Origin of the sequence: Nocardia sp. NPDC059228 (assembly GCF_042754245.1) — a bacterium.
Classification (GTDB): domain Bacteria; phylum Actinomycetota; class Actinomycetes; order Mycobacteriales; family Mycobacteriaceae; genus Nocardia.
This window is the reverse complement of sequence record NZ_JBHZAL010000008.1, coordinates 24,302-50,006: the sequence shown is the minus strand read 5'-3', so window position 1 is coordinate 50,006 and position 25,705 is coordinate 24,302. Positions and strand designations below refer to the sequence as shown.

Here is a 25,705-nt window from a genome sequence, read left to right as displayed (position 1 = left end):
GGAGCCAGGCCGTCCGCTGGGCGAAATGCCCGGCGCCGGAACCGATTCCGCGCCGAACGCGCGCCTGCCGAAGTCGTACCGTGTGCGCGCGGAACTCGAGGCGCTGCTCGCCGAACTCTCCGAGGGCGACCCGCTGCCCTCGGAACGCGAACTGGCCCTGCGCTGCGGCGTCGCCCGCGAAACCGTGCGTCAGGCAGTGCGAGAACTCTTGGTGGAAGGCCGTATTCGCCGTCAGGGCCGCGGCACGGTGGTCTCGCGCCCGAAGATGGTGCAGCCCCTGTCGCTGCGCTCCTACACCGAGGGCGCGATCAAGTTCGGCCGCAAACCCGGCCGTCTGCTCGTCGAATGGACCGATATCCCGGCGGACAAGGACACCGCCGGGGACCTCGCGCTCGAACCCGGCACGCCGGTCATGCACCTGGAGCGCATCCTGCTCGCCGACGGCGAGCGCATCGGCCTGGAGAGCACCTGGATGCCGCTGGACCGCTTCGCCGTGCTGCGCGAGTTCTACAACCCGGAGACCTCGCTGTACGCCGCCACCCGTGGCATGGGCGTGGTCTACGCGGTCGCCACCGAGCGCATCGAAACCGTGCTCGCCTCACCGCGCGAGGCCGCCCTGCTGGAATGCACGACGGCCCTGCCGATGCTGCTGCTGCACCGCCGCAGTGTGGACGGTGAGGGTGTGCCCATCGAACGCGTGCGCTCGCTCTATCGCGGCGACCGCATCGCGTTCCAGGCCAGACTCACCGATTACTGACGCCGGTCAGCCGAGCTGCGGGGCAACCTTTCCGCCCAGCAGTTCGATGGTGTGCAGCACCTTCTCGTGCGGCAGCGTGCCCACGCTGGCGTGCAGCATGAACCGGTCCAGCCCGAGCGTGTCACGGACATCGGCGATCTTCTCCGCGACATGGTCCGGCGTGCCCACGAACAGCGAACCACTCTGCGAGCGCAGCGCATCGAACTGCTGCCGGGTCATCGGACCCCAGCCGCGCTCGCGCCCGATCCCGGACATGGCCCGCGCGTACGGCGCGTAGAAGTCCTCGACGGCTTCCGTGTCGGTGTCGGCGACATACCCGTGCGCGTGCACCGCCACCGGCTGCGGCTCGTGCCCGCCTTCCTCGAGTGCCCGGTGATAGAGATCGACCAGCGGCTTGAACCGCGCCGGCTGCCCGCCGATGATGGCGATGGCCAGCGGCAGGCCCAGCAGCCCTGCGCGCACGACGGATTCGGGGCTGCCGCCCACCGCGATCCACACCGGCAGCGGCCGATTCTCGGTGCGCGGGTAGACGATCGCGTCGGTCAGCGGTGCGCGGAACCTGCCCGACCAGGTGACCGGCTCCTCCTCGCGGATCTTCAGCAGCAGCGCGAGCTTCTCCTCGAAGAGCTCGTCGTAGTCGCCGAGGTCGTACCCGAACAGCGGGAACGATTCGATGAACGACCCACGCCCGGCCATCAATTCGGCCCGCCCGTTCGAAATCCCGTCCAGCGTGGAGAAGTCCTGGAAGGCCCGCACCGGGTCTGCGGAGCTCAGCACGGTCACCGCGCTGGTGAGCTGGATCCGTTCGGTGCGGGACGCGATGGCCGCCAGCACGACGGCCGGCGAAGACGCGGCGAAGTCCTTGCGGTGATGCTCACCGACGCCGTAGACGTCCAGCCCGGCCTGCTCGGTGGCCACTGCCTCCTCGACCACCTGCCGCAACCGCTCGCCCGCGGTCGGCACCGGCCCGTCGCCACCGACGGGATGAGTTTCAGCGAATGTCGTCAGCCCCAGTTCCACGGCCGGAACCCCTCTCGAGTCTGGTTTCCAAGTCAACCGAAAGGATAAACGGACCACGGTCCGGAAGAATTCCCCCGTAGCCGGACCTGGGGATCTCGCGATCCGGACCGGCAGATAGTCTGGTACCCATGTCTGTGCGCACCCGCAAGCCCCTCGTTCCCGGCACGCAGTCGCCCATTCGCGAGGTCCCGAAGAACATCGAGCGACCCGAGTACGTCTGGAAGAAGACCGCCAAGGAGGGGCACGAGCCCTGGGTGCAGACCCCGGAGACCATCGAGAAGATGCGGATCGCGGGCAAGATCGCGGCCCAGGCCCTGGAAGAGGCCGGCAAGGCCGTCGCGCCCGGCGTCACTACCGACGAGCTGGACCGGATCGCGCACGAGTACATGCTCGACCACGGCGCGTACCCGTCGACCTTGGGCTACAAGGGATTTCCCAAGTCCTGCTGCACCTCGCTGAACGAGGTCATCTGCCACGGCATCCCGGACTCGACCGTGATCGAGGACGGCGACATCGTCAATATCGACGTCACCGCCTACATCGACGGCGTGCACGGCGACACCAACAAGACCTTCCTCGCCGGTGATGTGGACGAGGAGGTGCGCCTGCTGGTCGAGCGCACCGAGGAGGCCACCATGCGGGCCATCAAGGCGGTCAAGCCGGGCCGCGCGCTCAATGTCATCGGCCGCGTCATCGAGGCCTACGCCAACCGCTTCGGCTACGGCGTGGTCCGCGACTTCACCGGCCACGGTGTCGGCCCCACCTTCCACTCCGGCCTGGTCATCCTGCACTACGACCAGCCCGCCGTGGAGTCGGTCATCGAGCCGGGCATGACCTTCACCATCGAGCCCATGATCAATCTGGGCGGCATCGACTACGAGATCTGGGACGACGGCTGGACGGTGGTCACCAAGGACCGCAAGTGGACCGCACAGTTCGAGCACACCCTCGTCGTCACCGACGACGGCGCCGAGATCCTGACGCTCCCGTGAGAGTCGCGATGCCCCAGCGGGGTACCAGAACTCGGGCGATCGGCTCCCGCGGCCCGCGGCGGAAGAATTCGCGGGTCCTCCCGCCCAACCCCCGCGACGAGGGTCTGGGCGCGCTCCGCGCCACCATGCGCCGCCACGTCGAACTCGCCGCGGGACGGCAGGTGCCGGAAGCGGACGACGCCCCCGGCGAGCAGCCCGACGTCGAGGTGACCAGCGGCGCCGACGCCGAAGCGGACGACGGCCGCGACGTCTACACGAGCCGGGACGCGTACACCAGTGGCAGCCGCGACTCCTATGCCAGCCGGGACGCCTATGACAGCGGCGCCCGAGCTGGGAACAACCGGCGGTGACGCGTGCCCCGCTGGTTGCGGGTACCGCCTCGCTCGCCGGGAAAAGCGTTGTGGTGAACGGGTTTTGCCGTCGGCGCGCGCAGTGGAGAGCACGGAGGGCAGCCGGCGCCACCATCCTCACCCGCGTCCTCCGGGGGAGCGTCGAGTGGCAGAGGTGAGGAGCGCTTCGCCCGCGGCGGGCGCCACCTGCGAAGTAAGCGTTGTCGCGGCCGGGCCTTGCCGGATGTCGGCGAGGTGTGGGGCGAGTGTCGTTGCGCGGGGCACGGGGAGCGGATCTGTGGTGGCCGGAATCGGGTGGCCGGGATGAAGGGCGCTCTGCTGGTCGCCGGGACCACGTCCGATGCGGGCAAAAGCGTTGTGGTGGCGGGGCTCTGCCGCATGCTGGCGCGGCGCGGGGTGCGGGTCGCACCCTTCAAGGCGCAGAACATGTCGAACAACTCCGTCGTCACCTTGGACGGCGGGGAGATCGGCCGGGCGCAGGCGCTGCAGGCCCGGGCCTGTGGGCTGGAGCCGAGCGTGCGGTTCAACCCGGTGCTGTTGAAGCCGGGGAGTGACCGGCGCTCGCAGCTCGTGGTGCGGGGCAAGGCCGTCGATACCGTCGGGGCGAAGGATTACTTCCGTCATCGGCAGCAGTTGCGTGCCATCGTCGCCGAGGAATTGGCTTCGCTGCGAGCCGAATTCGATGTGGTGATCTGCGAGGGCGCGGGATCGCCCGCCGAGATCAACCTGCGGGCAACGGATCTGGCGAACATGGGATTGGCGAGGGCTGCAGAGCTGCCGGTCGTGGTGGTCGGCGACATCGATCGCGGGGGAGTGCTCGCCCACCTGTTCGGGACCGTGGCGATTCTGGAACCCGAAGACCAGCAACTGATTTCCGGGTTCATCATCAACAAGTTCCGGGGCGATGTGGACCTGTTGCGACCGGGGCTGGACCAGCTCGCTGAGCTGACCGGGCGGTCCACGCTCGGTGTCATCCCGTTCGCCGAGGACCTCTGGATCGACGCCGAGGACTCGCTCGGCACCGTCGCGGACGCCCCCGTCGGCCGTTCCCGCCCGCCGCTGGGCGGAGAGTGGCTGACGGTCGCCGCGATCCGGCTGCCGCGCATCTCCAATTCCACCGATGTGGAGGCCCTGGCCTGCGAACCCGGGGTATCCGTGCGCTGGGTGAGCGACCCGTCCCGCCTGGCCGGAGCGGACCTGGTCGTCATTCCCGGCAGCAAATCCACCGTCGGAGACCTGGAGTGGTTGCGGCGCACCGGGATTGCCGACGCCCTGACGGTGCGTGCGGCGGCCGGTGGCCCCATTCTCGGCATCTGCGGCGGCTACCAGATGCTGGCCCGCACCATCGTCGACCCGGTCGAATCCGCCGCGGGCACCGTCCCCGGCCTGGGCCTGCTGGACCTGGAGATCGAATTCGCCGACCCCAAGGTGCTGCGCCGTTCCAGCGGCCGTGTCCCGATTCATGCTGAGCCGGGCCGTGACAGCGATCTCCCGGTGCACGGCTATGAGATCCACCACGGGCGCGTCACCCGGCAGGGCGACGACCCGTGGTTCGAACTCGACAGCGCTCCCGAAGGTAGTGTGCGCGAGGCGATCTGGGGCACCCATCTGCACGGAGCCCTGGAGTCGGACGAGTTTCGCCGCGCCTGGCTGCGCGTGGTCGCCGCGCGGGCGGGCCGCACCGATTTCGTTGTCTCCGACACTGTTTCGGTCGCCGAGGTGCGCTCCGCCCAGCTGGATCTGCTGGCCGACCTCATGGAGAAGCACCTCGACCAGGACGCGCTCGAACAGCTCATCACCGCTGGTGCGCCCGCGGATCTCCCGGTTCTGACCATCAAGAAGTGACCGGCGTCACATAAATCCGCCCGACTCGCGTTCGGCCCCTCCGGCGCTCCTGTAGCGTGTTCGACCATGGAATCTCGGCGGATCACGGTCGGTGACCGCGAGTGGGCGGTGCGAGTCGGCGGACCCGAAACCAGGCACCACGTCCTGCTGCTACCCGATGCGGGTGATCCGGCCGACATTTACGACCAGGTCTGTGCCCGGTTGCAGACCTCGGACCTGCATACCATCGCGATCGAATCGATCGACGGTCTCGACGCCACCACCGTTTTCGCCATCCTCGACCAGCTGAAGGTCCCGTGGGCCAACCTGGTCGGCAGCGGCGCGGGCGCGGACCTGGCCTGGCAGCTGGCCGCCCGCGGCTTCGGCCGCTTCATGAGCCTCGTCGTGGCCGGCGGCGGTCACCCGGCCGCGCCGGGCCCGGACGGCGCCGTCAAGGACCCTTCCTGCCCGCCGGTGGAGATCCCCACCACCCTGCTGGCCACCAAGCGCCTGCCGCGCCCGGTGGCCGAGGCTTCCAGCCGGTTCGTCTACGGCGAATTCCGGCTGGTCCCCATGGATGTCGCCGATGTGGCCGCCGAAGCGGGCCACGAGCTGGCCACCGAAGTGGTGCTACGCACCAGTTTCTGGTGAGTCGGCGAGCCACTTCAGCCAGGAATCCAGCTCCCTGAACGCCTGGGTGCGCGGCGTCTCCGACGACAGGAACACGTCGTGCCGCGCGCCCTCGATGGGCACGATATTGGTGCGCTCGCCCAGGCAGCCCGACCAGCGCTGGATCTGCTTGACGTCGAGTACCAGATCCGCCAGGTCGGCGGCGGGTCCGTACTTGCTCATGAACTTGGTGGCCTTCGACCGCAGGATCAGCGCGGGCACACCGATGTTCAGGCCCTTGTGCAGCCGGAGGTGACCGCGGCGAATGGCCCGCAGCCAGCCGGCGTGAACCGCGTAGCCGCTCAACGGTTTCCAGTCCAGGTTGTAATCCCACTCGCCGGAGACGCTGTGGTGCAGGCTGTCGCCGTACGCGGTGGAGACGCCGAGCGGCAGCTTCGCGAACCCCCGCCACCGGCCCAGGCCCTCCAGCAGCGGCGTGCCGACCGAGCGGTAGTAGCCGGGTCCCTGCAGGTCGAACCAGGGGCTGTTGAGCACCAGTCCCGTGATGCCCTGCGCGCGAGCGCCGCCGGTGGCCTGCAATCGGTTCAGCCACAGCGAGGTCACCAGGCCGCCGGTGGAGTGCGCCATGATCAGCACCGGCAGCTCGGTCTCCTCGCGGATCACCTGCAGCGACCGGTTCAGTTCCCCGTCGTAGAGGGCCAGGTCGCTCACATAGTGCGGGGTCTGCCCGGCCCGCTGCGAGCGCCCGCATTTGCGCAGATCCAGCGCGTAGAAGGCGTAGCCCTGGGCGGCCAGGTGCTGGGCCAGGTGCTCCTGGAAGAAGTAGTCGGTGAACCCGTGCACGTACAGCACGGCCCGGGTGGCGACCGGGGCGTCGGCCGGGGCATAACGGACCAGGGTGGCGACCACGTCGCCTTCACCGTCCGGATCCGGACCCATCGGAATGGTCAGCTGCTGGTAGTCGGCACCCAGCACATCGGGCTGCCAGGTGGTGGTCGACGACGTGGTGGATGACGTTTCGGAGGTCACACGCCCAACATAGACCGCGTCCCGGCGATGTCCATTTGGGAGGGATCTCTCACATTCGGGGATTTGGAAGCAGGATTCGGGAATGGTCAGGGGCAGAATTGAGTCCAAGTGAACGACGGGTAACCTAACCTCCACCTGGTGACCCACAAATGACAAGGAAGTCGATCAACGCCGTGTCGAACGCTGCCACGATTGAAAAGACCGATGTAGTACTCATCGGTGCCGGCATCATGAGTGCCACCCTCGGTGCCTTGCTTCGACAGGTGCAGCCGGACTGGTCGATCACCATCTTCGAGCGCCTGGAGGCCGCGGCCGCCGAGAGCAGCGACCCGTGGAACAACGCGGGGACGGGCCACTCCGCCCTGTGCGAGCTGAACTACACGCCGCAGAACGCCGACGGCTCGGTGGAGATCACCAAGGCCATCGACATCAACGAGCGCTTCCAGGTCTCGCGCCAGTTCTGGTCCTACTCGGTCGAGAACGGCGTGCTGGCCAACCCGTCGAACTTCATCAACCCCATCCCGCACGTGAGCTTCACCCACGGCCCGGACGGCGTGGAGTACCTGCGCAAGCGCCACGAGGCGCTGTCGAAGCACCCGCTGTTCGAGGGCATGGAATTCATCGACGACGCAGCCGAATTCAGCCGTCGCCTGCCCCTGATGGCCAAGGGCCGTGACTTCTCCGACCCGGTCGCTCTGAACTGGACCGACTCGGGCACCGATATCGACTTCGGTGAGCTCACCAAGGAACTGCTGGCCTACCTGGGTGCGTCCGGCGCGGACATCGCCTTCGGCCACGACGTGCTGAACCTGACCAAGCAGTCCGACGGCTCCTGGCTGGTCAAGGTGCGCAACCTGCGCAGCAACAAGGTGCGGGTCATCAACGCGAAGTTCGTGTTCGTCGGCGCGGGCGGCGGCGCGCTGCCGCTGCTGCAGAAGTCGGGCATCAAGGAGATCCGCGGCTTCGGCGGCTTCCCGGTGTCGGGCCTGTTCCTGCGCTGCACCAACCCGGACCTGATCGCCCAGCACGAGGCCAAGGTGTACGGCCAGGCGTCGGTCGGCGCGCCGCCGATGTCGGTGCCGCACTTGGACACTCGCGTCATCAATGGTGAGAAGGGCCTGCTGTTCGGCCCCTACGCCGGCTGGACGCCGAAGTTCCTCAAGGACGGCAAGCTGACCGACCTCGTCAAGTCGGTCAAGCCGAACAACCTGTTCTCCATGCTCGGCGTGGGCGTCACGGAGATGGGCCTGGTCAACTACCTGGTCTCCGAGCTGCTCAAGTCGCAGAACGGCCGCATCGGCGCCATGGAGGAGTTCATCCCGCGCGCCGACAGCGCCGACTGGGAGCTGATCATCGCCGGTCAGCGCGTGCAGATGATCCGTCGCAAGGGCATCGGCGGCGTGCTGGAGCTGGGCACCGCGGTCGTCGCGGCCGAGGACGGCACCATCGCCGGTCTGCTCGGTGCGTCCCCCGGCGCGTCCACCTGTGTCAGCGCCATGCTGGATGTCATGAAGAAGTGCTTCCCGCGCGAATTCTCCACGTGGGAGCCGAAACTCAAGGAAATGGTGCCGTCGCTGGGCGTCAAGCTCTCTGAGAACCAGGCCCTGTACCGCGAGGTCTGGGACTGGTCCGCCAAGGCTCTGCAGCTGGATTCGGTGGATTCGGACAACACGCCCGAGCCCGTCGGTATCGCTTCTCACGCCTAGATGTGATAGCAAGACGCGATGATGTCAACGGTTGCTCTCAAACGGTCGTGGTCCCAAGACCTGGACACCGCGACGCTGTACAAGCTGTTGAAACTTCGCGTCGAGGTGTTCGTCGTCGAGCAGAAGTGCGCGTACCCGGAACTGGACGGGTTCGACCTGCTGCCGGAAACCCGGCACTTCTGGCTCGACGATGAGGGTGAGGTCATCTGCACCCTGCGCCTCATGGAGGAGCACGACGAGGGCGTGAAGTCCTTCCGCATCGGCCGCCTCTGCACCACCCCCGAGGCCCGCGGCCACGGCTACACCACCCGCCTGCTGCAGGCCGCCCTGGCCGAAGCCGGCTCGGCGACCGTCCGCCTGAACGCCCAGACCTACCTGCTCGACATGTACACCAAGCACGGCTTCAGGCCCGACGGCGAGGAGTACATCGAAGACGGCATCCCGCACATCCCGATGCGCCGCGGCTGACCCCGCACCCACCGAACAATCCCGCGCCCGCTGTGAAACCCACAGCGGGCGCGGCTGTTTCACCCAGTGGCCCAGGTCGGCAGCGCGACCGGGAAGGGGTGCCCGGGGTGGGGGACGGGGGCGCCCTTAGAGTTGGGGTCGTGTCCGTTTCTCCTGTGGCTTACTCCGAGAGTGTTCGTACGGCCGTTGACGAGGCCGGGTTTCCGTTCTCCGCGGTGGTGGGGCAGGAGCGGTTGCAGCTGGCGCTGATCCTGTGCGCGGTGCATCCGGGGATCGGTGGGGTGCTGGTGCGCGGGGAGAAGGGGACCGCGAAATCGACCGTGGTGCGGGCGCTGGCGCAGTTGCTGCCGCCGGTGGTGGACGAGTCCGGGGCGCGGCCCGCACGGCTGGTGGAGCTGCCGGTGGGCGCCACCGAGGACCGGGTGGTCGGGTCGCTGGATCTGGAGCGGGTGCTGCGTGACGGGGAGCAGGCGTTCAAGCCGGGGCTGCTGGCCGCCGCGCATCACGGCGTGCTCTACGTCGACGAGGTGAACCTGCTGCACGACCATCTGGTGGACGTACTGCTGGACGCGGCCGCCATGGGGCGGGTGCACATCGAGCGCGACGGTGTCTCGCACACGCATCCGGCGCGATTCGTCCTGGTGGGCACCATGAATCCAGAGGAAGGCGAGCTGCGGCCGCAGCTGCTGGACCGATTCGGGCTCACCGTGGACGTGGTCGCCTCCCGCGATGTGGACGTGCGGATGGCCGTCGTCCGCCGCCGCCTGGACTACGAGGCGGATCCCGGCGCCTTCGCCGGCCGCTACGCCGCCGCGGATCGTGAAGTGGCCGAACGCATTCTGACCGCCCGCGACAAGCTCGCCGACGTCGGTCTCGACAATGTCGAGCTGCGCCGCATCGCCGCCCTGTGCGCGAGCTTCGATGTCGACGGCATGCGCGCCGACCTGGTGGTGGCGCGCACCGCGACCGCCCACGCAGCCTGGCGCGGAGCGACCGCGGTCACCGAGGCCGATGTCCGCGTGGCCGCCGAACTGGCGCTGCCGCACCGCCGTCGCCGCGATCCCTTCGACGAACCCGGTATCAGCGAGGAGCAACTCGACGACGCCATGCGGAACGCGGCCGAGGAAGCGGCCCGCGCCGAGGAGGACGACAGCCTGGGAAAAGGTGAAGCGGTCCCGCCGAACAACGGTGCGGGACCGCAGGATCCGGCGGACGGGGCCGATGGTTCCGGTCTGAACCCGGAACACGCCAATTCACCTGGCGCCGAACCGGACTCGCGTGATGGCGGCGCTGGGTCGTGCGATGGCTCGGACCCCTTGCCGAGCGACTCCGATACCCCGGGTGGTCCGGATTCGGACCATGGCCTCGAGCCGGACAGCGGCCCGGACATCCCTGGGGGAGGCCAGAATCCACCGGGTGACCCGCGCCCGGACGACGACGATCGGCGTGGCCGGAACGACTCGGCCGGCCGTGAGGGCCGCGTCGCCGCGCCCACCGCAACCCTGCCCAAGCCCCCGCGCTGGGAGGTCCCCGGCGTCGGCGAGGGCGCACCCGGCCGCCGCTCCCGTGCCCGCACCCGCCAGGGCCGCGTCGTGCGCACCACCGACGACACCTCCACCGGCCTGCATCTGCTGGGCACCATCTTCGCCGCGGCCCCGCGCCAGTTCGAGCGCGGCCGCCTGTCGGGCCCCCTCGCCTTCGCTGCCGACGACCTGCGGGGCGCGTATCGCGAAGGCCGCGAAGGCAACCTGGTCGTCTTCGTCGTCGACACCTCCGGCTCCATGGCCGCCCGCGACCGCCTCGCCGCCGTCACCAACGCGGTGGTGGCGCTGCTCCGCGACGCCTACCAGCGCCGCGACAAGGTCGCCGTCATCACCATGCGCGGCCAGGACGCGGAACTGGTCCTTCCGCCCACCACGTCGGTCGACATCGCCGTCCGCCGCCTGGCCGACCTCCGCACCGGCGGCAAAACCCCACTCGCCCAAGGCCTCCTGAAGGCCCGCGACCTCATCCGCCGCGAACGGACCCGGGACCCCCACCGCCGCCCCCTCCTCGTCCTCCTCACCGACGGCCGGGCCACCGGTGGCACCGACCCGCTCCCGCGCGCCCGAACCGCCGCCCGCATGCTCGCCGCCGACGCCGTCACCGCCATGGTCATCGACTGCGAACGCGGCATGATCCGCCTGAACCTCGCCCGCGACATAGCCACCGCCCTCCGCGCCGGCTACCTCCAATTGACCGCCCTCACCGGCGATTCCGTCGCCGGCATCGTCCGCGCCACCCGAGCCGCCTGACCACCCACCCGTTCCCCCGCGGCCAGTTGCGGCGGGTGGGACTACCCATGAGGTGTCCGCCGAAACCCTTGGCGGACTCCGGGTCCGAGTCCTCGCCGACTTTCGGCGAGGCCGCACTGCCGCGGTCGGCCGATATGGATCAGGGCGCGCCGGGGTATCGGAGCGGCCCGGGCCTGACCACAACAGGTGACCGGTCGTCGTGTGGGCCGGGGCGCGGATCGGTGCGCCGGATGCGTATGGCACCGTGATTCACCGACGAGTCGGTGTGGAAGGAGCTGGAGACGATGCCGAAGGGTGTGCCGCTGCCGGAGAGCATTCCGGATGACGGGCTGACAACGCGGCAGCGCCGGAATCTGCCTGTCCTCGCGGTGCACACCGGGCCCGGGAAGGGGAAGTCGACGGCGGCGTTCGGGATGGCGCTGCGGGCCTGGAATCAGGGGTTCGATGTCGCGGTGTTCCAGTTCGTGAAGAGCGCGAAATGGAAGGTGGGCGAGGAGGCCGCGTTCCGGACGCTCGGGACGCTGCACGACGAGACCGGGGTCGGCGGGGCCGTGGAGTGGCACAAGATGGGGGAGGGCTGGTCGTGGACGCGGAAGCAGGGGTCCGATGAGGATCATGCGGCCGCGGCGCTGGCGGGGTGGCAGGAGATTCGCCGCCGCCTGGAGGCCGAGCAGCATCGGTTCTACGTGCTGGACGAGTTCACCTACCCGCTCAAGTGGGGCTGGGTCGACGTGGACGAGGTCGTCGAGACGCTGCGCAACCGGCCGGGCAACCAGCACGTGGTGATCACCGGCCGCGACGCACCCCAGGCGCTGATCGAGGCCGCGGACCTGGTCACCGAGATGACCAAGGTGAAGCACCCGATGGACGCGGGCCGCAAGGGCCAGCGCGGCATCGAATGGTGAACACGCCCGCGGTCGTCATCGCCGCGCCCGCCTCGGGGAGCGGGAAGACAACCGTCGCCACCGGATTGATCGGGGCGCTGCGCCGGGCCGGGCACCGGGTCGCGCCGTTCAAGGTGGGCCCGGACTACATCGACCCGGGATATCACGGGCTGGCGGCCGGACGACCCGGGCGGAACCTGGATCCGGTTCTGGTCGGGCCCGACCGCGTGGTGCCGCTGTACCGGCACGGGAGCCAGGGCTGCGATCTGGCGGTCGTCGAGGGCGTCATGGGCCTGTTCGACGGGCGCATCGACGAACACCACACCGAACCCGTCGCGGAGGGCTCGACCGCCCAGATCGCCGCCATGCTGGGCGCGCCGGTCATCCTGGTGGTCGACGCGCGCGGGCACAGCCAGAGCCTGGCGGCCCTGCTGCACGGATTCGCGACCTACGACAGCGGAATCCGGCTCGGCGGAGTGATTCTCAACCGGGTCGGCAGCGAACGCCACGAGCAGGTGCTGCGTGCGGCCTGCGCCCGCGTCGGACTGCCGGTGCTGGGCGCACTGCCGCGACTGGCCGAATTGGCGGTGCCGTCACGGCATCTCGGCCTGATTCCGGCGGTGGAGCACGGCTCGGCGGCCCAGGCCGCCGTGGACGCCATGACGGATCTCGTTGCGGCGCATATCGATCTCGCGGCGGTGGCCGCTTTGGCCGTGTCGAGCGCACAGGGGCAGGACTGGGATCCCGCCGCCGAGGTGACGGCGGCGGAGTCCGGGCCGGTGGTGGCGATGGCGGGCGGACCGGCCTTCACCTTCGGGTACGCCGAACATCGCGAGCTGCTGGCGGCGGCGGGCGCGCAGGTGCGAGTCTTCGACCCGCTGCGCGACGAATTGCCCTCCGGTGCAGCGGGACTGGTCCTTCCCGGCGGTTTCCCCGAAGAGCACGCCGCCGAACTCGCTGCCAACACGGGCCTGCTCGACGCCATCGCCGAACAGGCCGGCCGCGGCCTCCCGATCCACGCCGAATGCGCGGGCCTGCTCTACCTGACCCGCACCCTCGACGGTCACCGCATGGCCGGAGTCATCGACGCCGAAGCCGAATTCGGCCCGCGCCTCACCCTCGGCTACCGGGATGCGGTGGCGCTCACCGATACTCCGCTCTGGAGCGCGGGCGCACGCGTGCGCGGCCACGAATTCCACCGCACCCGCCTGGTCACCCCCGGATCCGCCGTTGCGGCCTGGGCCTGGCGCGCTCCCTCCGGCGAGACCGTCCGCGAGGGCGCGGCAGTACATCGCGTCCACGCGTCCTACCTGCACACCCACCCCGCCGGAAATCCAGCGGCCGTCAGCCGATTCGTCACCACCGCCGCTGATTTCGCCCGCACCCATGCCCCGGCCTGAATTGGCTGTCGGGGTTGGACTCCGTCCCGGGACAACCGCCGACGCGATCCTGGCTGCCATACGAAACACGGTCGGTGACAGGGTGATTCGCTGCTTGGCGACCGTCGAGCGGCGAGTCGGAGAGCCCGGGATCAGAACGGCCGCCGACCGGTTGGGTGTCGAGCTGGTGGGATTCACGCTCACGGAGCTGGAGGCCGTTTCCGTTCCCAATCCGTCGGAGCGGGTTGCGCTTGCCGTAGGGAGCGCGAGCGTCGCTGAGGCGGCCGCTGTGCTGGCCGGCGATGGCGGGAATTTGGTCGTCGCCAAAACCGTTTTCGCTGGGGTTGTTATCGCGGCGGCAGAATTCAATTCGTAGTCGCAAATGTGAAAAGCCAAGTAATACAGGACATTTCGGGTTCCTAGGTTGTTGCTGTAGCGGTAGAATCAGTGCATGAATTCGATGGGGGTGAAACTCGAAGCGTTCGGTATGGCCGAATTGGCGGCCGCCGTCGAGGCCCTGTCGAATTCCGTCCTGCACGGAAACCTCACCCCGTTCTCCGACGCTGATGTCGTGGAGTTGATGCAGCGGCTCGAAACCTGCAAACGTCAACTGTCGGCGCTGGATTCACGCTTGATCATCGAGGCCTGCAACCGCTCCCTGCCCGAAAGCAGCGGGGCAAAAGATGTGGTGCCGTTCCTGCGGCAGACCTTGGGCCTGTCGAGGTACGACGCGTCGGTGCGGGTGAAAATCGCCCGCCAGTGCGGGGAATTCTTCGAACCCACCGGACACCTGCGCCCGGCGACGTTGGCTTCGACCGCCGAAGCCTTTGAAGCAGGCGAGATCTCACGCGATCATGTCCGCAACATCATCGACGTGATGAACCACCTGCCCGCCGACATCGCGGCCGAGACGCGTGCGGAGGCCGAGGACATCCTGGTCGGCCATTCCCGGGTCGGTTGGCCCGATGACCTGCCCAAGATCGGTCGTGACATCCTCGCCCGCGTCGATCCCGACGGCAAGGTCGTCTCCGACGTCGACCGCCGTCGCCGTCGCGGTCTGGTCCTGGGTCGTTCCGGGGTGGATGGGATGTCGTGGATCGAGGGTTGGATCACTCCCGAGTTGCGGGCCCTGTTGGATGCGGTGTTCGCGAAGCTGGCGCGTCCGGGCATGTGCAACATCGACGACCCCGACAGCGTCGCTGCCACGGTCAAGGTCGTCGATTCCAAGGTCCTCGAGGCGGCCGCGCGTCGTGATCGTCGTGATGGCGGGCAGCGCACCCACGACGCCCTGTTCGCACTCCTGCAGCCTGGAGTCGACCCCGCCAAACTCGGCTCCCACCGCGGTCTGCCGGTCCAAGCCATCCTCACCATGAACCTCGCCGACCTCGAGCGTGGAGCCGGGGTCGCGACCACCGCCTCGGGCGGCCATGTCTCGATCAACGAGGCGTTGACGCTGGCCGAGGGGACCCGTCCGGTGTTGGCGGTCCTCGACGCCGACGGGCTGCCGCTGTACCTGGGCCGCTGCCAACGCCTGGCCACCCCCGCCCAGCGGTTGGCGTTGATCGCCCGCGACAAGGGCTGCACCCGACCAGGATGCGACGCACCCGCGAGCATGTGCGCGGTCCACCACATCACCGACTGGGCCAAAGACGGCCCCACCGACCTGACCAATCTGACCCTGGTCTGCGATCACTGCCACGCACTGGTCAACGACAGTCCCGACGGCTGGAAAACCGTTGTCATGGGCAAAGATTCCCCCTATCGGGGCCGGACCGGGTGGCTTGCCCCGAAACGCCTCGACCCCACCAGCATTCCTCGCGTGAACGACAGACATCACGTCGGGCAGCAGGTCGCCGCTGCCATCAAATCCAGTTGCCAGAAGTGGGGTTCACGAGCAGCGTGATTCCCAGACCGCTCGTGTCCTGCTGGCGTGCGCAGGGCACGGGGAGGTGCGGGTGGACGATCGGCATCACGTGGGGCAGTGGGTCGCCGCTGCCGTCGAATCCAGTTGCTGGAAGTGGGGTTCACGGGCGGCGTGATTCCCGGCCGCTCGTGTCCTGGTGGCGTGCGCAGGGCGCCGGGGAGGTGTGGGTGAACGATCAGCATCGCGTGGGGCAGTGGGTCGCCGCTGCCGTCGAATCCAGTTGCCAGAAGTGGGGTGCACGAGCAGCGTGATTCCCGGCCGCTCGTGTGCTGCTGGCGTGCGCGGGGCACGGGGAGGTGCGGGTGAACGATCGGCATCACGTGGGGCAGCAGGTCGCGGCTGCGATCGATTCCAGTTGCTGGAGGTGGGGTGCTCGGGTGGCGTGATTCCTGGCCGCTCGTGTCCTGGTGGCGTGCGCGGGGCATGGGGAGGTGTGGGTGAACGATCGGCATCGCGTGGGGCAGTGGGTCGCCGCTGCCGTCGAATCCAGTTGCCAGAAGTGGGGTGCACGGGCCGCGTGATTCCCGGCTGCTCGTGTCCTGCTGGCGTGCGCAGGGCGCCGGGGAGGTGCGGGTGGACGATCGGCATCGCGTGGGGCAGTGGGTCGCGGCTGCGACCGATTCCAGTTGCCGGAGGTGGGGTTCATGGGCGGCGTGATTCCCGGCTGCTCGTGTCGGGCTGGTGTGCGCGGGGACGGGGAGGTGTGGTCACCTCGCCTGCCCTACCGGACTTGGGCTGACGCCGGGTCGGGAACGTCTCCCGCCGATCCCGGCCCAGGGACTGCACGCATCACCTTCTACAGACAGAACCCACCGCAAGTCCATCCTGAGTTCCTCGAACGCCGAACAGCCACAGCGGTCTTCTCCTCGCTAGATCCCATCCTGCGGATACCGCAACCCCGAGATCCAAGCGAATACCTCCTGCAGCGACACCCACATGCAGGTTCAAAGGTGATTGGGCTGGTAGGTGTAGGCGCGTCCCCAAGCCCGGCCCCCTCGCTTCTCCAGGCGTCTTTGTCTTTCGGTCTTTTGTATTTTGCGTTTTGTTCTTTATCTTTTGCCTTGTGGCGTATCCCACCCTCGTACCCGACGGCTGGCGCAGCTTCCTGATGTGGTGGCGTTTCTGGGGCACCGTCGGCTTCTGCGCCACAGCCTTCCTGTCCTTCCTCATCATCAGAGACCTGGACGGCATCCCAGAGTTCTGCGGCTGGCGTCACCCCTGCCCACCCCAGATCATCCTGGGCCTGGGCGCGTTCCCCCTGTACACCTGGGCAGCCGGTGGAGCCGTCTCCTGGCAGCTCGGTCGAATAGCCCTGCGCCACGGCTGGCGCCCCACCTGGGCACTCGCGGTCGGCGCCCTGATCTTCATCGCAGGGTTCCTACTCAGCCTCTACATGGTCGCCACTTACTGGTGGCCCTCCACCTGACCACTTCCTCATCCGGGCCGTGGCGTCTGCGATCAGTGAATTCCGCAGTAGGCCACCGGAATTGCCGACATGTGACATCACTCCCACACGCCGCGGCCCCCGCCGGGTGGTTGGTTGCCGGCGAGGGCTGCGGCTGTGCGCGGTCAGGGTGCGACAGCACCCCAATCGGCGAATCCGGTCGGATCGTGGCGACCCATGGTGCCGTGCTCGAACAGTCCCCAGCCTTCGGCGTCGCCGCAGCGCGCCTTGCCGACGTGATCGATGACGCCGAACGGAATGCGTCCGGCAATGGCCGGGTCGGTCAGGTCGTAGAGCTTGCTCTCGGACCAGTCGCGGCCCTTCCATTGGCCGTGCTGCCAGTCGGGGTCGCCGCCGTAGCCGCAACCGACATTGAGGGCCATGAAGGTTCCGGCCTCGACCTCGACCTCGAGCGGCTTGCCGTCCGGCGTGGTGAGATCCAGGCGCACCCGCGTCGGGATGCGCGTGCCCGACTTGTACGTCAGATGCACACGGGGCCAGCCCAGTTGCTCGACTCGCCCGTCCTTCCAGATCCGGGTGGCGTCATTGAGCGTGCGGAAGCCGTTGGGCTCCTCCTGCACGATGACGATGATGGAGAACTCGTCGAACAGCAGCGGCACGTACAGCCACCAGAAGCCTTCGGACGGTTCGGACCCCAACCGGCCCGGGTGATCGGATTCGCCGACCGGGCGGATCCCCCAGGAGCGGTCGCGGGTGCCGCACCATGCGGACGGGTCCACGCTGATATCGGTGCCGTCGACATGCAGTGTGCCCGACCAGGTTCCGACCTGCGCGAAGCGCTGCGCGTCGATGATGGGCCGGTGCACGCCGGTGAGGATGGTGTGCGGCTGTTCGGCCACGGCCGGGAAGGAACCCTCCCAGGTCAGGTCGAAGGACAGGTCCTCGTGTTCGCAGAGCACGCGGATCTTCTGCAGCGGTTCGGCGATCTCGATCCGGTAGCCGCCGACCTTGGGCTCGAGGCTGCGCTCGGCCAGGGCGTCGGAGAACCGCACGGCCCGCTGGGTGTCGCCGCGGCGCACGGTCGCGAACGCGTCGGTCACGCCCAGGTTCGGATATACGCCGAAACCGGTGACCAGGAAGGTGTCACTGCCGGTGTCGAGCGCGTTGAAGTAGTTGCGGTCGTAGAAGTTCCGATCACTGGTCCCGACCCGCGACATGGACAGCGGGGTCTGGTGGATCGGGTATTCGTCGAGCGAGTTGATCTGATTCTGCGTCATCTCTCAATCCCACGAGTAGGTGCCGTCGAGCATGGCTTCCAGCAGATGCCGGTGCATCACGTAGTCGTCGCGATCGTCGTTGTCGGTCGCCTCACCGAAGTGGATCATCCGCCGCCGGATGCGGGCCATCACGATGCCGTGCCGCAGCGCGGCGTACATGAGGTACCAGTCCAGGTCGCGCACGGCGTGCCCGCTGGCCTCCTCGTAGAGCTTCTCCACATCGGCGCGCCGCATGTAGTCGGCCAGGCCCGGCTGGTCGAACCGCGTGGCGATGTCCTGGAAGAACCGGTGGATGAGAATCGTCCAGGCCACGTCGAGTTCCCGCGGGCCGATGGCGGCCATCTCCCAGTCCAGCACCGCGACCGGATCGAACTCGTCGAACATGACATTGCCCGGCCGGGCGTCGCCCCAGCTCAGCACGTCCGTTCCGGTGTCGGTGGGGAAGTTCTCCTCGAGCCAGTCGAAGGTGCGCTCCAGCAGCGGGATGCGGAAGCCGTCGCGGGCGAGCGCCCAGTCGTACCATGCCCGCTGGGCCTCGAAGTGCCGCCGCAGCGCCGAGCCCTCGCCCGCCAGCATCGGGAACCGCTGCTCCGGATCGGGAATCGAGTGCACCTTGGCGATGATCTCGATGGTCCGGCGGGTCACCTGATAGCGCTGCTCCGGGGTGGCCTCGTGCAGCCAGCCGATGAACACGTACGGCGGATTGTCCTCGGGCACACGGCCGTTCACGCGTCGCATGACGAAGAACGGTGCGCCGAGCACATTGTCGGAACCGGTTTCCAGCCAGCACAGCGGCGGCACCGGCAGGTCGGTGGCCTCGGCGACACCGGCTATGACCGCGAACTGCGTTGCCAGGTCGTAGTTCTCGAACACCGGGAAGGAGCTCTGATCGGGCGCGAGCCGCGCCACGAAGGACCCGCCGGCCGCCTGCCCCTGCTCGGTCCACTCGGCGTCGAAGAGCAGCGTGGTGCTGGACATGCCGCCGGCCTGCGGCCGGGTGATCGAGGTGACCTGCGGCGGCTCGTCGGCCTCGACCTTGGTCCCGAGCCACTGCGCGAGTTCGGTCGCGAGTTCATCGAGGTTCTGGTCGGAAACCGTGAGTTCCATCCGCTGGTTGGGATCGGCGTGGGCCGAAGTCATGGGGTCCTCCCTGCGCGGGTGTAGCGGAGTGTGCCTGCGGGCCACCGGATGCGGCCGGGTCGCCGCTGTGGTAAGTCCGGTCGGCACGTTGGGTGAAATGTAACGCGTTCTAAATAGCTCTGGTAGGGGATCGGCGAGACCCGTTTCACCAGTACCGGTGACCGGGATGTGGCTTGGTCGCCATGTCGTGGTCGTGCTGCCACGTACGCCTCGAGAAGTAGTTCCTATCAGGCATATTCCGGGTCGGCTCAGGGTGAATCCGGAAGCGTGCGGGCCGCCGGACCGCCTACCGTCGAAGCTTCCGAATGGAAGTGAGGGACGGGGCATGAGCGTGCAGACAATCGACACCGCGACCGAGCGGGAGGGGAGGGACACCGAGCCCGCACGGTCCTGGAATCCGATCGGACGCATTCTCTTCCGCTTCGGATTCCTGTACTTCGGGCTCTTCTGCGTCTTCTACCCGCAAATGCTGATCGACTTCGCGGGACCGCTGCAACGCTGGCTCCCGGACGACTGGCCCCGCCTCTGGATGAGCGTGTCCCTGCCCGTGGTGAAGTGGACGGGCCACACCGTCTTCGGGACCGATGTGGCGCTGCACAGCACGGGCAGCGGTGATCAGGCGGTCTTCTGGATCCTGGTGTTCTGCCTGCTCGTTATCGCGGCGGCCGGGACCGTGCTCTGGACGATGCTGGACCGCACCCGGACCGAGTACCACCGCCTGTCCGCGTGGTTCCTGTTGTTCATCCGGTTGTGCCTGGCCGGTCAGATGCTCGGATACGGGTTCGCCAAGGCGATTCCGACGCAGATGCCCGAGCCCGCGCTCACCACGCTGCTGACCCCGTACGGCGACTTCGCGCCCATGAGTGTGCTGTGGAGTCAGGTCGGCGTGTCACCGGTGTACGAAACCTTGCTCGGGATCGCCGAGGTGCTGGGCGGCGTGCTGCTGCTGGTGCCGCGCACCCGGCTGGCGGGTGTGCTGCTGAGCCTGGTGAGCATGGCGCAGGTGTGGGTACTGAACATGACCTTCGATGTGCCGGTGAAGCTGCTGTCGTTCCATCTGATGCTGCTCTGCCTGGTCCTGCTGGTGCCCGAGGCTCCGCGGCTCACCGCGCTGCTGACCGGCCGGGCCGCCGGTCCGGCCGCCACACCGGAGCCGTTCCGCACGCGCCGGACGCGGCGCTGGGCGGCCGCCGCGCAGGTGCTGCTGATCGTGTGGTTGTCGGCGGGCTACGTCTGGATCGGGGCGGACAACTGGCACGAATACGGCGGTGGCAGCCCGAAATCCGAGTTGTACGGCATCTGGACGGTCACCGACTTCACCCGCGACGGCCGGCCGGTGCCGCCGCTGCTGACCGATGAGAGCCGCTGGCGGCGACTGGTTCTCGACCAGCCGAAGATGGCCGTCGTACAACGCATGGACGATGAGTTGATGCCGCTGGGCGCGCAGATCGACACCGGCGCACACCGATTGGTGCTCCGCAGCGCGCAGGCGACCACGGACCTGGCGGATCTCGGCTATGAGCAACCGACGCCGGACCGGCTGGTGCTCGACGGCCGGCTGGACGGCCACCCGGTCACCATCACGCTCGATCGGGTCGACCTCGGCCAGCTGCCGCTCCGGAAGGGCCGTGGCCTGCACCTGATTCAGGAAGACGCGAACTTCGGCAAGGTCATGGGGTAGTGATGTCGCTGATCTGGTTGGTCCACAGCGGATTCGGGGCGAGGAATTCGCCGGATCCGGCCGCGAACGCCCGCTGGGCGTCGGCCCTGCCGAGCAGCCGGGCGGCCAGCCAGGCGGTGGGATAGCCGAGGTAGCCGGAGACGCCGGAGGTGCACGGCCAGGAGGCGTCGGCGCAATCCGGTTGGCCCTGAACATCATTGTGGTTCGGGCCGACCAGGGTGCCCCACGCCTTCTGGACACCGGCGGGCACCGCGTCGTAGAAGGCCCGCAGTGATTGCAGGCCGACGGCCGTCGGCGGCAAGGTCTGCTCGGACGGCGAGATGACGGTGTCGGCCGAACCGTTCACGAAGAAGATCGAACCGCCGGCCAGTCCGTGGGTATCGGGGCACCAGCCCAGGAGGCACGACAGCTGGATGGGCAGCTCGATCGGCACGGCGGTCTTGATCCGGCCGCCCGAATGCATCATGGCGTTGAGGGCGCCCGTCGCCCCCTGCGAATGCCCCACCGCGCCAATCGCATCCGGGTCCAGCCGGTCGTGGAAGACGCTGTCCGGGTCCGCGGCCAGGGACAGCAGCCGGTCGACCGCCCCCGCGATGTCGATCCCCGACCCGGTGGCCGAGTTCTCGGTGGCGATCACCACGAACCCCCAGGACGCGAAATGCCGCAGCAGATAAGCGTATTGGTTCGGGTGCGCGTTGGTCCCGTCGCCCCAGGTGATGATCGGATGCCGGAACCCGTTGGCCCCCAGCTCGGTCGGATACCAGATGTCGTAGGCGGCCCCGGTGGAGTCGCAGCAGGTGAAGGCGCGCTGTTCGGTCACCGCCCACGGCCCCGGCTGCGCATAGACGGCCTCGACCGGCGGGTCCGCGTGACCGGTTCCGAAGGGAATGCCGAGCACCACCAGTGCGGCGAGCAGGCAACAGCGAACAAGCACGGCGGCACTGCGTGTCATAGCTATTGAGCATAGAAATGGCCGGCGCGTCGGATGCGCAAGATGACCGCGACCGTTGTGAACTCTGTATCGATTGCCACCCGGATGCCGGTCGATTGTCGTGCGCCGACGCCCACGCCGTACCCTGAATCCTTGTGCAGAACCCCGCAGCCACCCCCGATGACCAGCCGGTTCCCGAGTCCCGGGTCGACACCGGCGATCTGAACTACCTGGTCGGCCTCGATCTGAACGGTCGCCGCGTGGTCGTGGTCGGCGGTGGCACGGTGGCGCAGCGGCGGCTCGGGCTGCTCATCGCCTCCGGTGCGGATGTGCACGTGATCAGCCGCGAGGCCACGCCCGCGGTCGAGGGCATGGCCACCTCGGGACAGCTGACCCTGGAGTTGCGTGCCTACGCCGACGGCGATCTCGACGGCGCCTGGTATGTCATGGCCTGCACCGACGAGCCCGAGACCAATGCGGCCGTGGTCGCGGAGGCCACCCGCCGCCGCATTTTCTGTGTCCGCGCCGACACCGCGCGGCTGGGCACCGCAGTCACCCCGGCCACCGCGCGCTACGACGGCATGACGATGGGCGTGCTGGCCGGCGGGCAGCACCGCCGCTCGGCCGCGGTGCGCAACGCGCTGCTGGAAGCCCTGCAATCCGGTGTGGTGACCGATGATTCGGCCCCCGTGACCCCGGGCGTGGCGCTGGTCGGCGGCGGCCCCGGCGATCCGGATCTGATCACCGTGCGCGGCCGCCGTCTGCTGGCCCGCGCGAATCTCGTTGTCGCCGACCGGCTCGCGCCGCCGGAGCTGCTGGCCGAGCTCGGGCCGGAGGTGGAGGTCATCGACGCGGCCAAGATTCCCTACGGCCGGGCCATGGCGCAGGAGGCCATCAATGCCGCGCTCATCGAGGGCGCGAAGGCGGGCAAGTTCGTGGTGCGGCTCAAGGGCGGCGACAACTATGTCTTCGGGCGCGGCTACGAAGAACTCGAAGCCTGCGTCGACGCCGGTATCCCGGTGACCGTGGTTCCCGGTGTCACCAGCGCGATTTCGGTGCCCGCCCTGGCCGGTATCCCGGTCACCCACCGCGGTGTCACGCACGAGTTCGTGGTCGTCAGCGGCCATGTCGCCCCCGACCACCCGGATTCGCTGGTGGACTGGCCCGCGCTGGCCCGGCTGCGCGGCACCATCGTGTTGCTGATGGCGGTGGAGCGGATCGAGAAGTTCGCCGACGCGCTGATCTCGGGGGGCCGTGCCGCCGACACCCCGGTCACCGTCATCCAGGAGGGCAGCCTGCGCACCCAGCGCATCCTGCGCGCCGACCTGGCCACCGTCGCCGAGCGGGTGCGCACCGAGGGCATTCGCCCGCCGGCCATCATCGTCATCGGCCCGACCGCGGGCTTCACCGCGGGTGCGCCGGACCAGGACAACTCCTGACGTCGCGTAATGAGTTCGGTTCGCCGGATAGTGCATCCATTACAGTGGGCGGGTGCTCGATAACCCCGCTGCGACGATGCAGTATCCGGTGACCAAGCGGGCGTTCGGGCTCGCAATTCTCGTCCTCAGCGGGCTTCAGCTGATGGTCGTGCTGGACGGCACCGTCATGATCCTGGCGCTGCCGCGACTACAGGAACAGCTCGGCCTGTCCAGCGCGGGCAGTGCGTGGACGGTCACGGCCTATGGTCTTCCGTTCGCGGGCCTCATGCTGCTGGGCGGACGTCTCGGCGACTCGTTCGGCCGCAAGCGGATGCTGATCCTCGGCGTCGCGCTGTTCACCGTCGCCTCGGCGCTGTGCGGCACGGCGCAGAACGAGGCCTGGCTGATCGCGGCCCGCGCGCTGCAGGGTACGGGCGCGGCCATTGCCGCGCCGACCGCCTTCGCGCTGGTGGCGAGCACCTACGCGCCCGGCCCGGCCCGCAATCAGGCGGTCGCCATCTTCGGATCCATGGTCGGTGTCGGCTCGGTCGGCGGTCTGGTCATCGGCGGCGCGCTGACCCAGGTCGACTGGCGCTGGATCTTCTGGATCAATGTGCCGATCGGCATTCTCATCGTCTGGGGCGCGATCTACCAGCTGCGCGACACCGCGCACCACCGCATGTCCATGGATGTGCGCGGCGCCATCCTGGGCACGCTGGCCTGCGTGTCGATCGTCTTCGGTGCGACCGAGGGGCCCGAAATGGGTTGGGGCTCTCCGGTCATCCTCGGCGCGCTGATCGGCGGTTTCGTCCTGCTGATCGTGTTCATCTTCGCCGAGCGTGATGTGGACAACCCGCTGCTGCCGTGGTCGCTGTTCAAGAGTCGCGACCGCGTGATCACCTTCGCCGCCATCTTCCTGACTTCCGGCGTGCTCGGCGCGACCACCTTCTTCGTCGCGCAGTTCCTGCAGAACGTGCTGCGCTACAGCCCGCTGCAGGCCGGTCTGGCCAGCATTCCGTTCACCCTCGGCGCGGGCGTCGGTACCGCGGTGGCGTCCAAGGCGTGCATGTATGTCCGGGCGCGCTGGCTGCTGCTGGCGGCCGCCCTGGTGCTGGCGGGCGCGCTGTATTTCGGTTCCACACTGGACAGTTCGGCCGACTATTTCCCCACGCTGCTGGTGATGATGTCGATCGTCGGCTTCTGCGTGGGCACCGCCATCGTGATCCTGCCGCTGTGCGTGCTGGTCGGCGTGGACATGGCCCACATCGGCCCGCTGTCGGCGGTCGGGCAGATGTTCATGAACATGGGCACGCCGTTCGCGGTCGGCGTGTTGAGCCCGGTCGCCCTGTCGCGCACGCTGGCGCTCGGCGGCAAATCGGGCAAGGTGAGCGAGATGTCGCCGAGCCAGATCGATGCGCTGGGCAGCGGGTACACCCTCGTCCTGCTGGTGTGCGCCATCGGCACCGCGGTCATGGGCCTGCTGGCGCTGACGCTGCGGTACACGCCCGGGCAGCTGGCCCAGGCGCAGCACGCACAGGACGAGGCTCAGAAGAGCTAGGGCACCGCGGTGACCGCGATCGCCGATTCGGTCAGGCTGCCGAGGTAGATCGCGCCGTCCTGTTCGGCGACCCCGGTGACCATGGCGTAGTCGGTGCCCTCGCGCTGCAGGTCGTGGACGAGATTCCCGTCGAAGTCGAAGGCCTGCACCCACACGGTGCGGGCCGGTTTCGGTTGCAGCGCTTCGGGAATCGCCCACACCAGCCGGCGCAGCACGCCGGGCAGCGGAAGCAGCATGTCCAGCAGCGGATTTCGCGGCGACACCAGCGCCACCCAGGCCAGCCCGTCACTGCCGAGGCCCATATTGTCGGGGAAGGCGGGCAGGTTCTCGGCGAAGTAGTCGTGGGTGCCCGCCTTCGGCCCGGTCAGCCAGTAGCGGATGATGCTGTAGCCGCCCGTTTCGGCGACCAGCAGGCACGAACGGTCCGGGGCGAGCACGATGCCGTTCGCGAATTTCAGCCCGTCGACCAGGGTTTCGACGCTGCCGTCGGGATTGCGGCGCAGCAGCCGGCCGGTCTCGGAGTGCTCGAGCATGTCGCCCATGTACTCGCCTAGCGACCAGTGCCGGGTGGACTCGGAGAAGTAGACGGTGTCGCCGTCGGCGACCACATTGCTGGTGAAGTTCAGCGGCACGCCGTCGACCTCGGACACCAGCACCTCGACCTGCCCGCCCGGCTTGTCCAGGCGCAGCAGCCCACGGTTGGCATCGCAGATCAGCAGCGAGCCATCGGGGTTCGCGTGCAGTCCCAGCGGTCGCCCGCCGGTGTGCCCGATCCGCTCGACGGTGCCGTCGGCCGGGTCGACCGCCACCAGGGTGCCGTCCGCGAGTCCCGCGACGACTCTGCCGTCGGGGGCGACGACCACATCCTCGGGCCCGTCTCCGGGCACCTCGAGCCGCCGTACGGGCGGCATGGGTGGCGCACTGTGGTTTTCGTGGGCGCGGGCCGTCGCCTTGGGCGGCGTCCAGCGCTTGGGCTGCATGGACATGGCTCACTGTAACCCGGCCCTTGGTAGTCAACAGTTGTTGGCCTACACTTGT

At 68.6% G+C, this 25,705-nt stretch carries 22 protein-coding genes; 16 read left to right on the top strand and 6 right to left on the bottom strand.

The window, feature by feature from the left end; all coding sequences use genetic code 11:
* The first annotated feature begins 25 nt into the window (after positions 1–25).
* Positions 26–757, top strand: a complete 732-nt coding sequence (locus ACFXKA_RS15340) for a GntR family transcriptional regulator (protein ID WP_379427809.1) — start codon at positions 26–28, stop codon at positions 755–757.
* A 6-nt stretch (positions 758–763) separates the two neighbouring features.
* Here ACFXKA_RS15340 and ACFXKA_RS15335 read toward each other — a convergent pair whose 3' ends face one another.
* Complete coding sequence (locus tag ACFXKA_RS15335; RefSeq protein ID WP_379427681.1) at positions 764–1,777, bottom strand: LLM class flavin-dependent oxidoreductase; 1,014 nt, start codon at positions 1,775–1,777, stop codon at positions 764–766.
* A gap of 128 nt (positions 1,778–1,905) precedes the next feature.
* On the opposite strand from ACFXKA_RS15335, the gene map reads away from it, so the two are divergent.
* From map to ACFXKA_RS15315, 4 genes are all read left to right on the top strand, one after another.
* Positions 1,906–2,769, top strand: coding sequence for a type I methionyl aminopeptidase (gene map, locus ACFXKA_RS15330; protein ID WP_354837586.1), 864 nt, complete (start codon positions 1,906–1,908; stop codon positions 2,767–2,769).
* Between the two features lie 8 nt (positions 2,770–2,777).
* A complete protein-coding gene (locus ACFXKA_RS15325; RefSeq protein ID WP_379427680.1) occupies positions 2,778–3,119 on the top strand; it encodes a hypothetical protein in 342 nt (113 codons plus the stop codon).
* A gap of 303 nt (positions 3,120–3,422) precedes the next feature.
* Positions 3,423–4,964, top strand: coding sequence for a cobyric acid synthase (locus tag ACFXKA_RS15320; RefSeq protein ID WP_379427679.1), 1,542 nt, complete (start codon positions 3,423–3,425; stop codon positions 4,962–4,964).
* Positions 4,965–5,030: 66 nt separating this feature from the next.
* Complete coding sequence (locus ACFXKA_RS15315; protein WP_379427678.1) at positions 5,031–5,594, top strand: alpha/beta fold hydrolase; 564 nt, start codon at positions 5,031–5,033, stop codon at positions 5,592–5,594.
* Here ACFXKA_RS15315 and ACFXKA_RS15310 read toward each other — a convergent pair.
* Positions 5,574–6,512, bottom strand: coding sequence for an alpha/beta hydrolase (locus ACFXKA_RS15310; RefSeq protein ID WP_379427808.1), 939 nt, complete (start codon positions 6,510–6,512; stop codon positions 5,574–5,576). The genes ACFXKA_RS15315 and ACFXKA_RS15310 overlap by 21 nt on opposite strands.
* 263 nt (positions 6,513–6,775) lie before the next feature.
* On the opposite strand from ACFXKA_RS15310, the gene mqo reads away from it, so the two are divergent.
* The 8 genes from mqo (at position 6,776) to ACFXKA_RS15270 (ending at position 16,683) form a co-directional block, all read left to right on the top strand.
* Complete coding sequence (gene mqo, locus ACFXKA_RS15305; RefSeq protein WP_379427807.1) at positions 6,776–8,308, top strand: malate dehydrogenase (quinone); 1,533 nt, start codon at positions 6,776–6,778, stop codon at positions 8,306–8,308.
* Between the two features lie 18 nt (positions 8,309–8,326).
* Complete coding sequence (locus tag ACFXKA_RS15300) at positions 8,327–8,776, top strand: GNAT family N-acetyltransferase (protein ID WP_379427677.1); 450 nt, start codon at positions 8,327–8,329, stop codon at positions 8,774–8,776.
* Between the two features lie 140 nt (positions 8,777–8,916).
* Entirely contained in the window at positions 8,917–11,070 is a 2,154-nt protein-coding gene (locus ACFXKA_RS15295; RefSeq protein WP_379427676.1) for a magnesium chelatase subunit D family protein, read from the top strand.
* A gap of 284 nt (positions 11,071–11,354) precedes the next feature.
* The gene (gene cobO, locus ACFXKA_RS15290; RefSeq protein ID WP_354837574.1) at positions 11,355–11,975 is read left to right on the top strand and encodes a cob(I)yrinic acid a,c-diamide adenosyltransferase; all 621 of its coding nucleotides are present in this window, start codon (positions 11,355–11,357) and stop codon (positions 11,973–11,975) included.
* Positions 11,969–13,354, top strand: a complete 1,386-nt coding sequence (locus ACFXKA_RS15285; protein WP_379427675.1) for a cobyrinate a,c-diamide synthase — start codon at positions 11,969–11,971, stop codon at positions 13,352–13,354. Before cobO ends, ACFXKA_RS15285 begins: the two co-directional genes overlap by 7 nt.
* The gene (locus ACFXKA_RS15280; protein WP_379427674.1) at positions 13,341–13,709 is read left to right on the top strand and encodes a cobalamin biosynthesis protein; all 369 of its coding nucleotides are present in this window, start codon (positions 13,341–13,343) and stop codon (positions 13,707–13,709) included. Before ACFXKA_RS15285 ends, ACFXKA_RS15280 begins: the two co-directional genes overlap by 14 nt.
* Positions 13,710–13,784: 75 nt before the next feature.
* Complete coding sequence (locus ACFXKA_RS15275) at positions 13,785–15,236, top strand: DUF222 domain-containing protein (RefSeq protein ID WP_379427673.1); 1,452 nt, start codon at positions 13,785–13,787, stop codon at positions 15,234–15,236.
* A 1,084-nt stretch (positions 15,237–16,320) separates the two neighbouring features.
* On the top strand, positions 16,321–16,683 hold the full coding sequence (locus ACFXKA_RS15270) for a hypothetical protein (protein WP_354851195.1): 363 nt from the start codon (positions 16,321–16,323) through the stop codon (positions 16,681–16,683).
* A gap of 143 nt (positions 16,684–16,826) precedes the next feature.
* Here the strand turns inward: ACFXKA_RS15270 and ACFXKA_RS15265 are convergent, their stop codons facing one another.
* A complete protein-coding gene (locus tag ACFXKA_RS15265; protein WP_379427672.1) occupies positions 16,827–17,939 on the bottom strand; it encodes a hypothetical protein in 1,113 nt (370 codons plus the stop codon).
* Between the two features lie 3 nt (positions 17,940–17,942).
* The gene (locus tag ACFXKA_RS15260) at positions 17,943–19,079 is read right to left on the bottom strand and encodes a phosphotransferase family protein (RefSeq protein WP_379427671.1); all 1,137 of its coding nucleotides are present in this window, start codon (positions 19,077–19,079) and stop codon (positions 17,943–17,945) included.
* A gap of 325 nt (positions 19,080–19,404) precedes the next feature.
* Here ACFXKA_RS15260 and ACFXKA_RS15255 point away from each other — a divergent pair, with 325 nt between their 5' ends.
* Entirely contained in the window at positions 19,405–20,760 is a 1,356-nt protein-coding gene (locus tag ACFXKA_RS15255; RefSeq protein WP_379427670.1) for a DoxX family protein, read from the top strand.
* Here the strand turns inward: ACFXKA_RS15255 and ACFXKA_RS15250 are convergent.
* On the bottom strand, positions 20,750–21,712 hold the full coding sequence (locus tag ACFXKA_RS15250) for a hypothetical protein (RefSeq protein ID WP_379427669.1): 963 nt from the start codon (positions 21,710–21,712) through the stop codon (positions 20,750–20,752). The genes ACFXKA_RS15255 and ACFXKA_RS15250 overlap by 11 nt on opposite strands.
* Before the next feature lie 200 nt (positions 21,713–21,912).
* On the opposite strand from ACFXKA_RS15250, the gene cobA reads away from it, so the two are divergent.
* On the top strand, positions 21,913–23,130 hold the full coding sequence (gene cobA, locus ACFXKA_RS15245) for a uroporphyrinogen-III C-methyltransferase (protein WP_379427806.1): 1,218 nt from the start codon (positions 21,913–21,915) through the stop codon (positions 23,128–23,130).
* A gap of 52 nt (positions 23,131–23,182) precedes the next feature.
* The gene (locus tag ACFXKA_RS15240) at positions 23,183–24,667 is read left to right on the top strand and encodes an MFS transporter (protein ID WP_379427668.1); all 1,485 of its coding nucleotides are present in this window, start codon (positions 23,183–23,185) and stop codon (positions 24,665–24,667) included.
* Here the strand turns inward: ACFXKA_RS15240 and ACFXKA_RS15235 are convergent.
* Positions 24,664–25,653: an SMP-30/gluconolactonase/LRE family protein gene (locus tag ACFXKA_RS15235; protein WP_379427667.1), complete on the bottom strand. Its 990-nt coding sequence runs from the start codon at positions 25,651–25,653 to the stop codon at positions 24,664–24,666. The genes ACFXKA_RS15240 and ACFXKA_RS15235 overlap by 4 nt on opposite strands.
* Between the last annotated feature and the right edge of the window lie 52 nt (positions 25,654–25,705).

Bases quoted from the DNA above. Each gene is read 5' to 3' on its own strand.
- ACFXKA_RS15340 (WP_379427809.1), top strand. From the start codon at position 26: ATGCCCGGCGCCGGAACCGATTCCGCGCCGAACGCGCGCCTGCCGAAG.
- map (WP_354837586.1), top strand. From the start codon at position 1,906: ATGTCTGTGCGCACCCGCAAGCCCCTCGTTCCCGGCACGCAGTCGCCC.
- ACFXKA_RS15325 (WP_379427680.1), top strand. From the start codon at position 2,778: ATGCCCCAGCGGGGTACCAGAACTCGGGCGATCGGCTCCCGCGGCCCG.
- ACFXKA_RS15320 (WP_379427679.1), top strand. From the start codon at position 3,423: ATGAAGGGCGCTCTGCTGGTCGCCGGGACCACGTCCGATGCGGGCAAA.
- ACFXKA_RS15315 (WP_379427678.1), top strand. From the start codon at position 5,031: ATGGAATCTCGGCGGATCACGGTCGGTGACCGCGAGTGGGCGGTGCGA.
- ACFXKA_RS15310 (WP_379427808.1), bottom strand. From the start codon at position 6,512: ATGGGTCCGGATCCGGACGGTGAAGGCGACGTGGTCGCCACCCTGGTC.
- ACFXKA_RS15300 (WP_379427677.1), top strand. From the start codon at position 8,327: ATGATGTCAACGGTTGCTCTCAAACGGTCGTGGTCCCAAGACCTGGAC.
- cobO (WP_354837574.1), top strand. From the start codon at position 11,355: ATGCCGAAGGGTGTGCCGCTGCCGGAGAGCATTCCGGATGACGGGCTG.
- ACFXKA_RS15285 (WP_379427675.1), top strand. From the start codon at position 11,969: ATGGTGAACACGCCCGCGGTCGTCATCGCCGCGCCCGCCTCGGGGAGC.
- ACFXKA_RS15280 (WP_379427674.1), top strand. From the start codon at position 13,341: ATGCCCCGGCCTGAATTGGCTGTCGGGGTTGGACTCCGTCCCGGGACA.
- ACFXKA_RS15275 (WP_379427673.1), top strand. From the start codon at position 13,785: ATGAATTCGATGGGGGTGAAACTCGAAGCGTTCGGTATGGCCGAATTG.
- ACFXKA_RS15265 (WP_379427672.1), bottom strand. From the start codon at position 17,939: ATGACGCAGAATCAGATCAACTCGCTCGACGAATACCCGATCCACCAG.
- ACFXKA_RS15260 (WP_379427671.1), bottom strand. From the start codon at position 19,079: ATGACTTCGGCCCACGCCGATCCCAACCAGCGGATGGAACTCACGGTT.
- ACFXKA_RS15255 (WP_379427670.1), top strand. From the start codon at position 19,405: ATGAGCGTGCAGACAATCGACACCGCGACCGAGCGGGAGGGGAGGGAC.
- ACFXKA_RS15250 (WP_379427669.1), bottom strand. From the start codon at position 21,712: ATGACACGCAGTGCCGCCGTGCTTGTTCGCTGTTGCCTGCTCGCCGCA.
- ACFXKA_RS15235 (WP_379427667.1), bottom strand. From the start codon at position 25,653: ATGTCCATGCAGCCCAAGCGCTGGACGCCGCCCAAGGCGACGGCCCGC.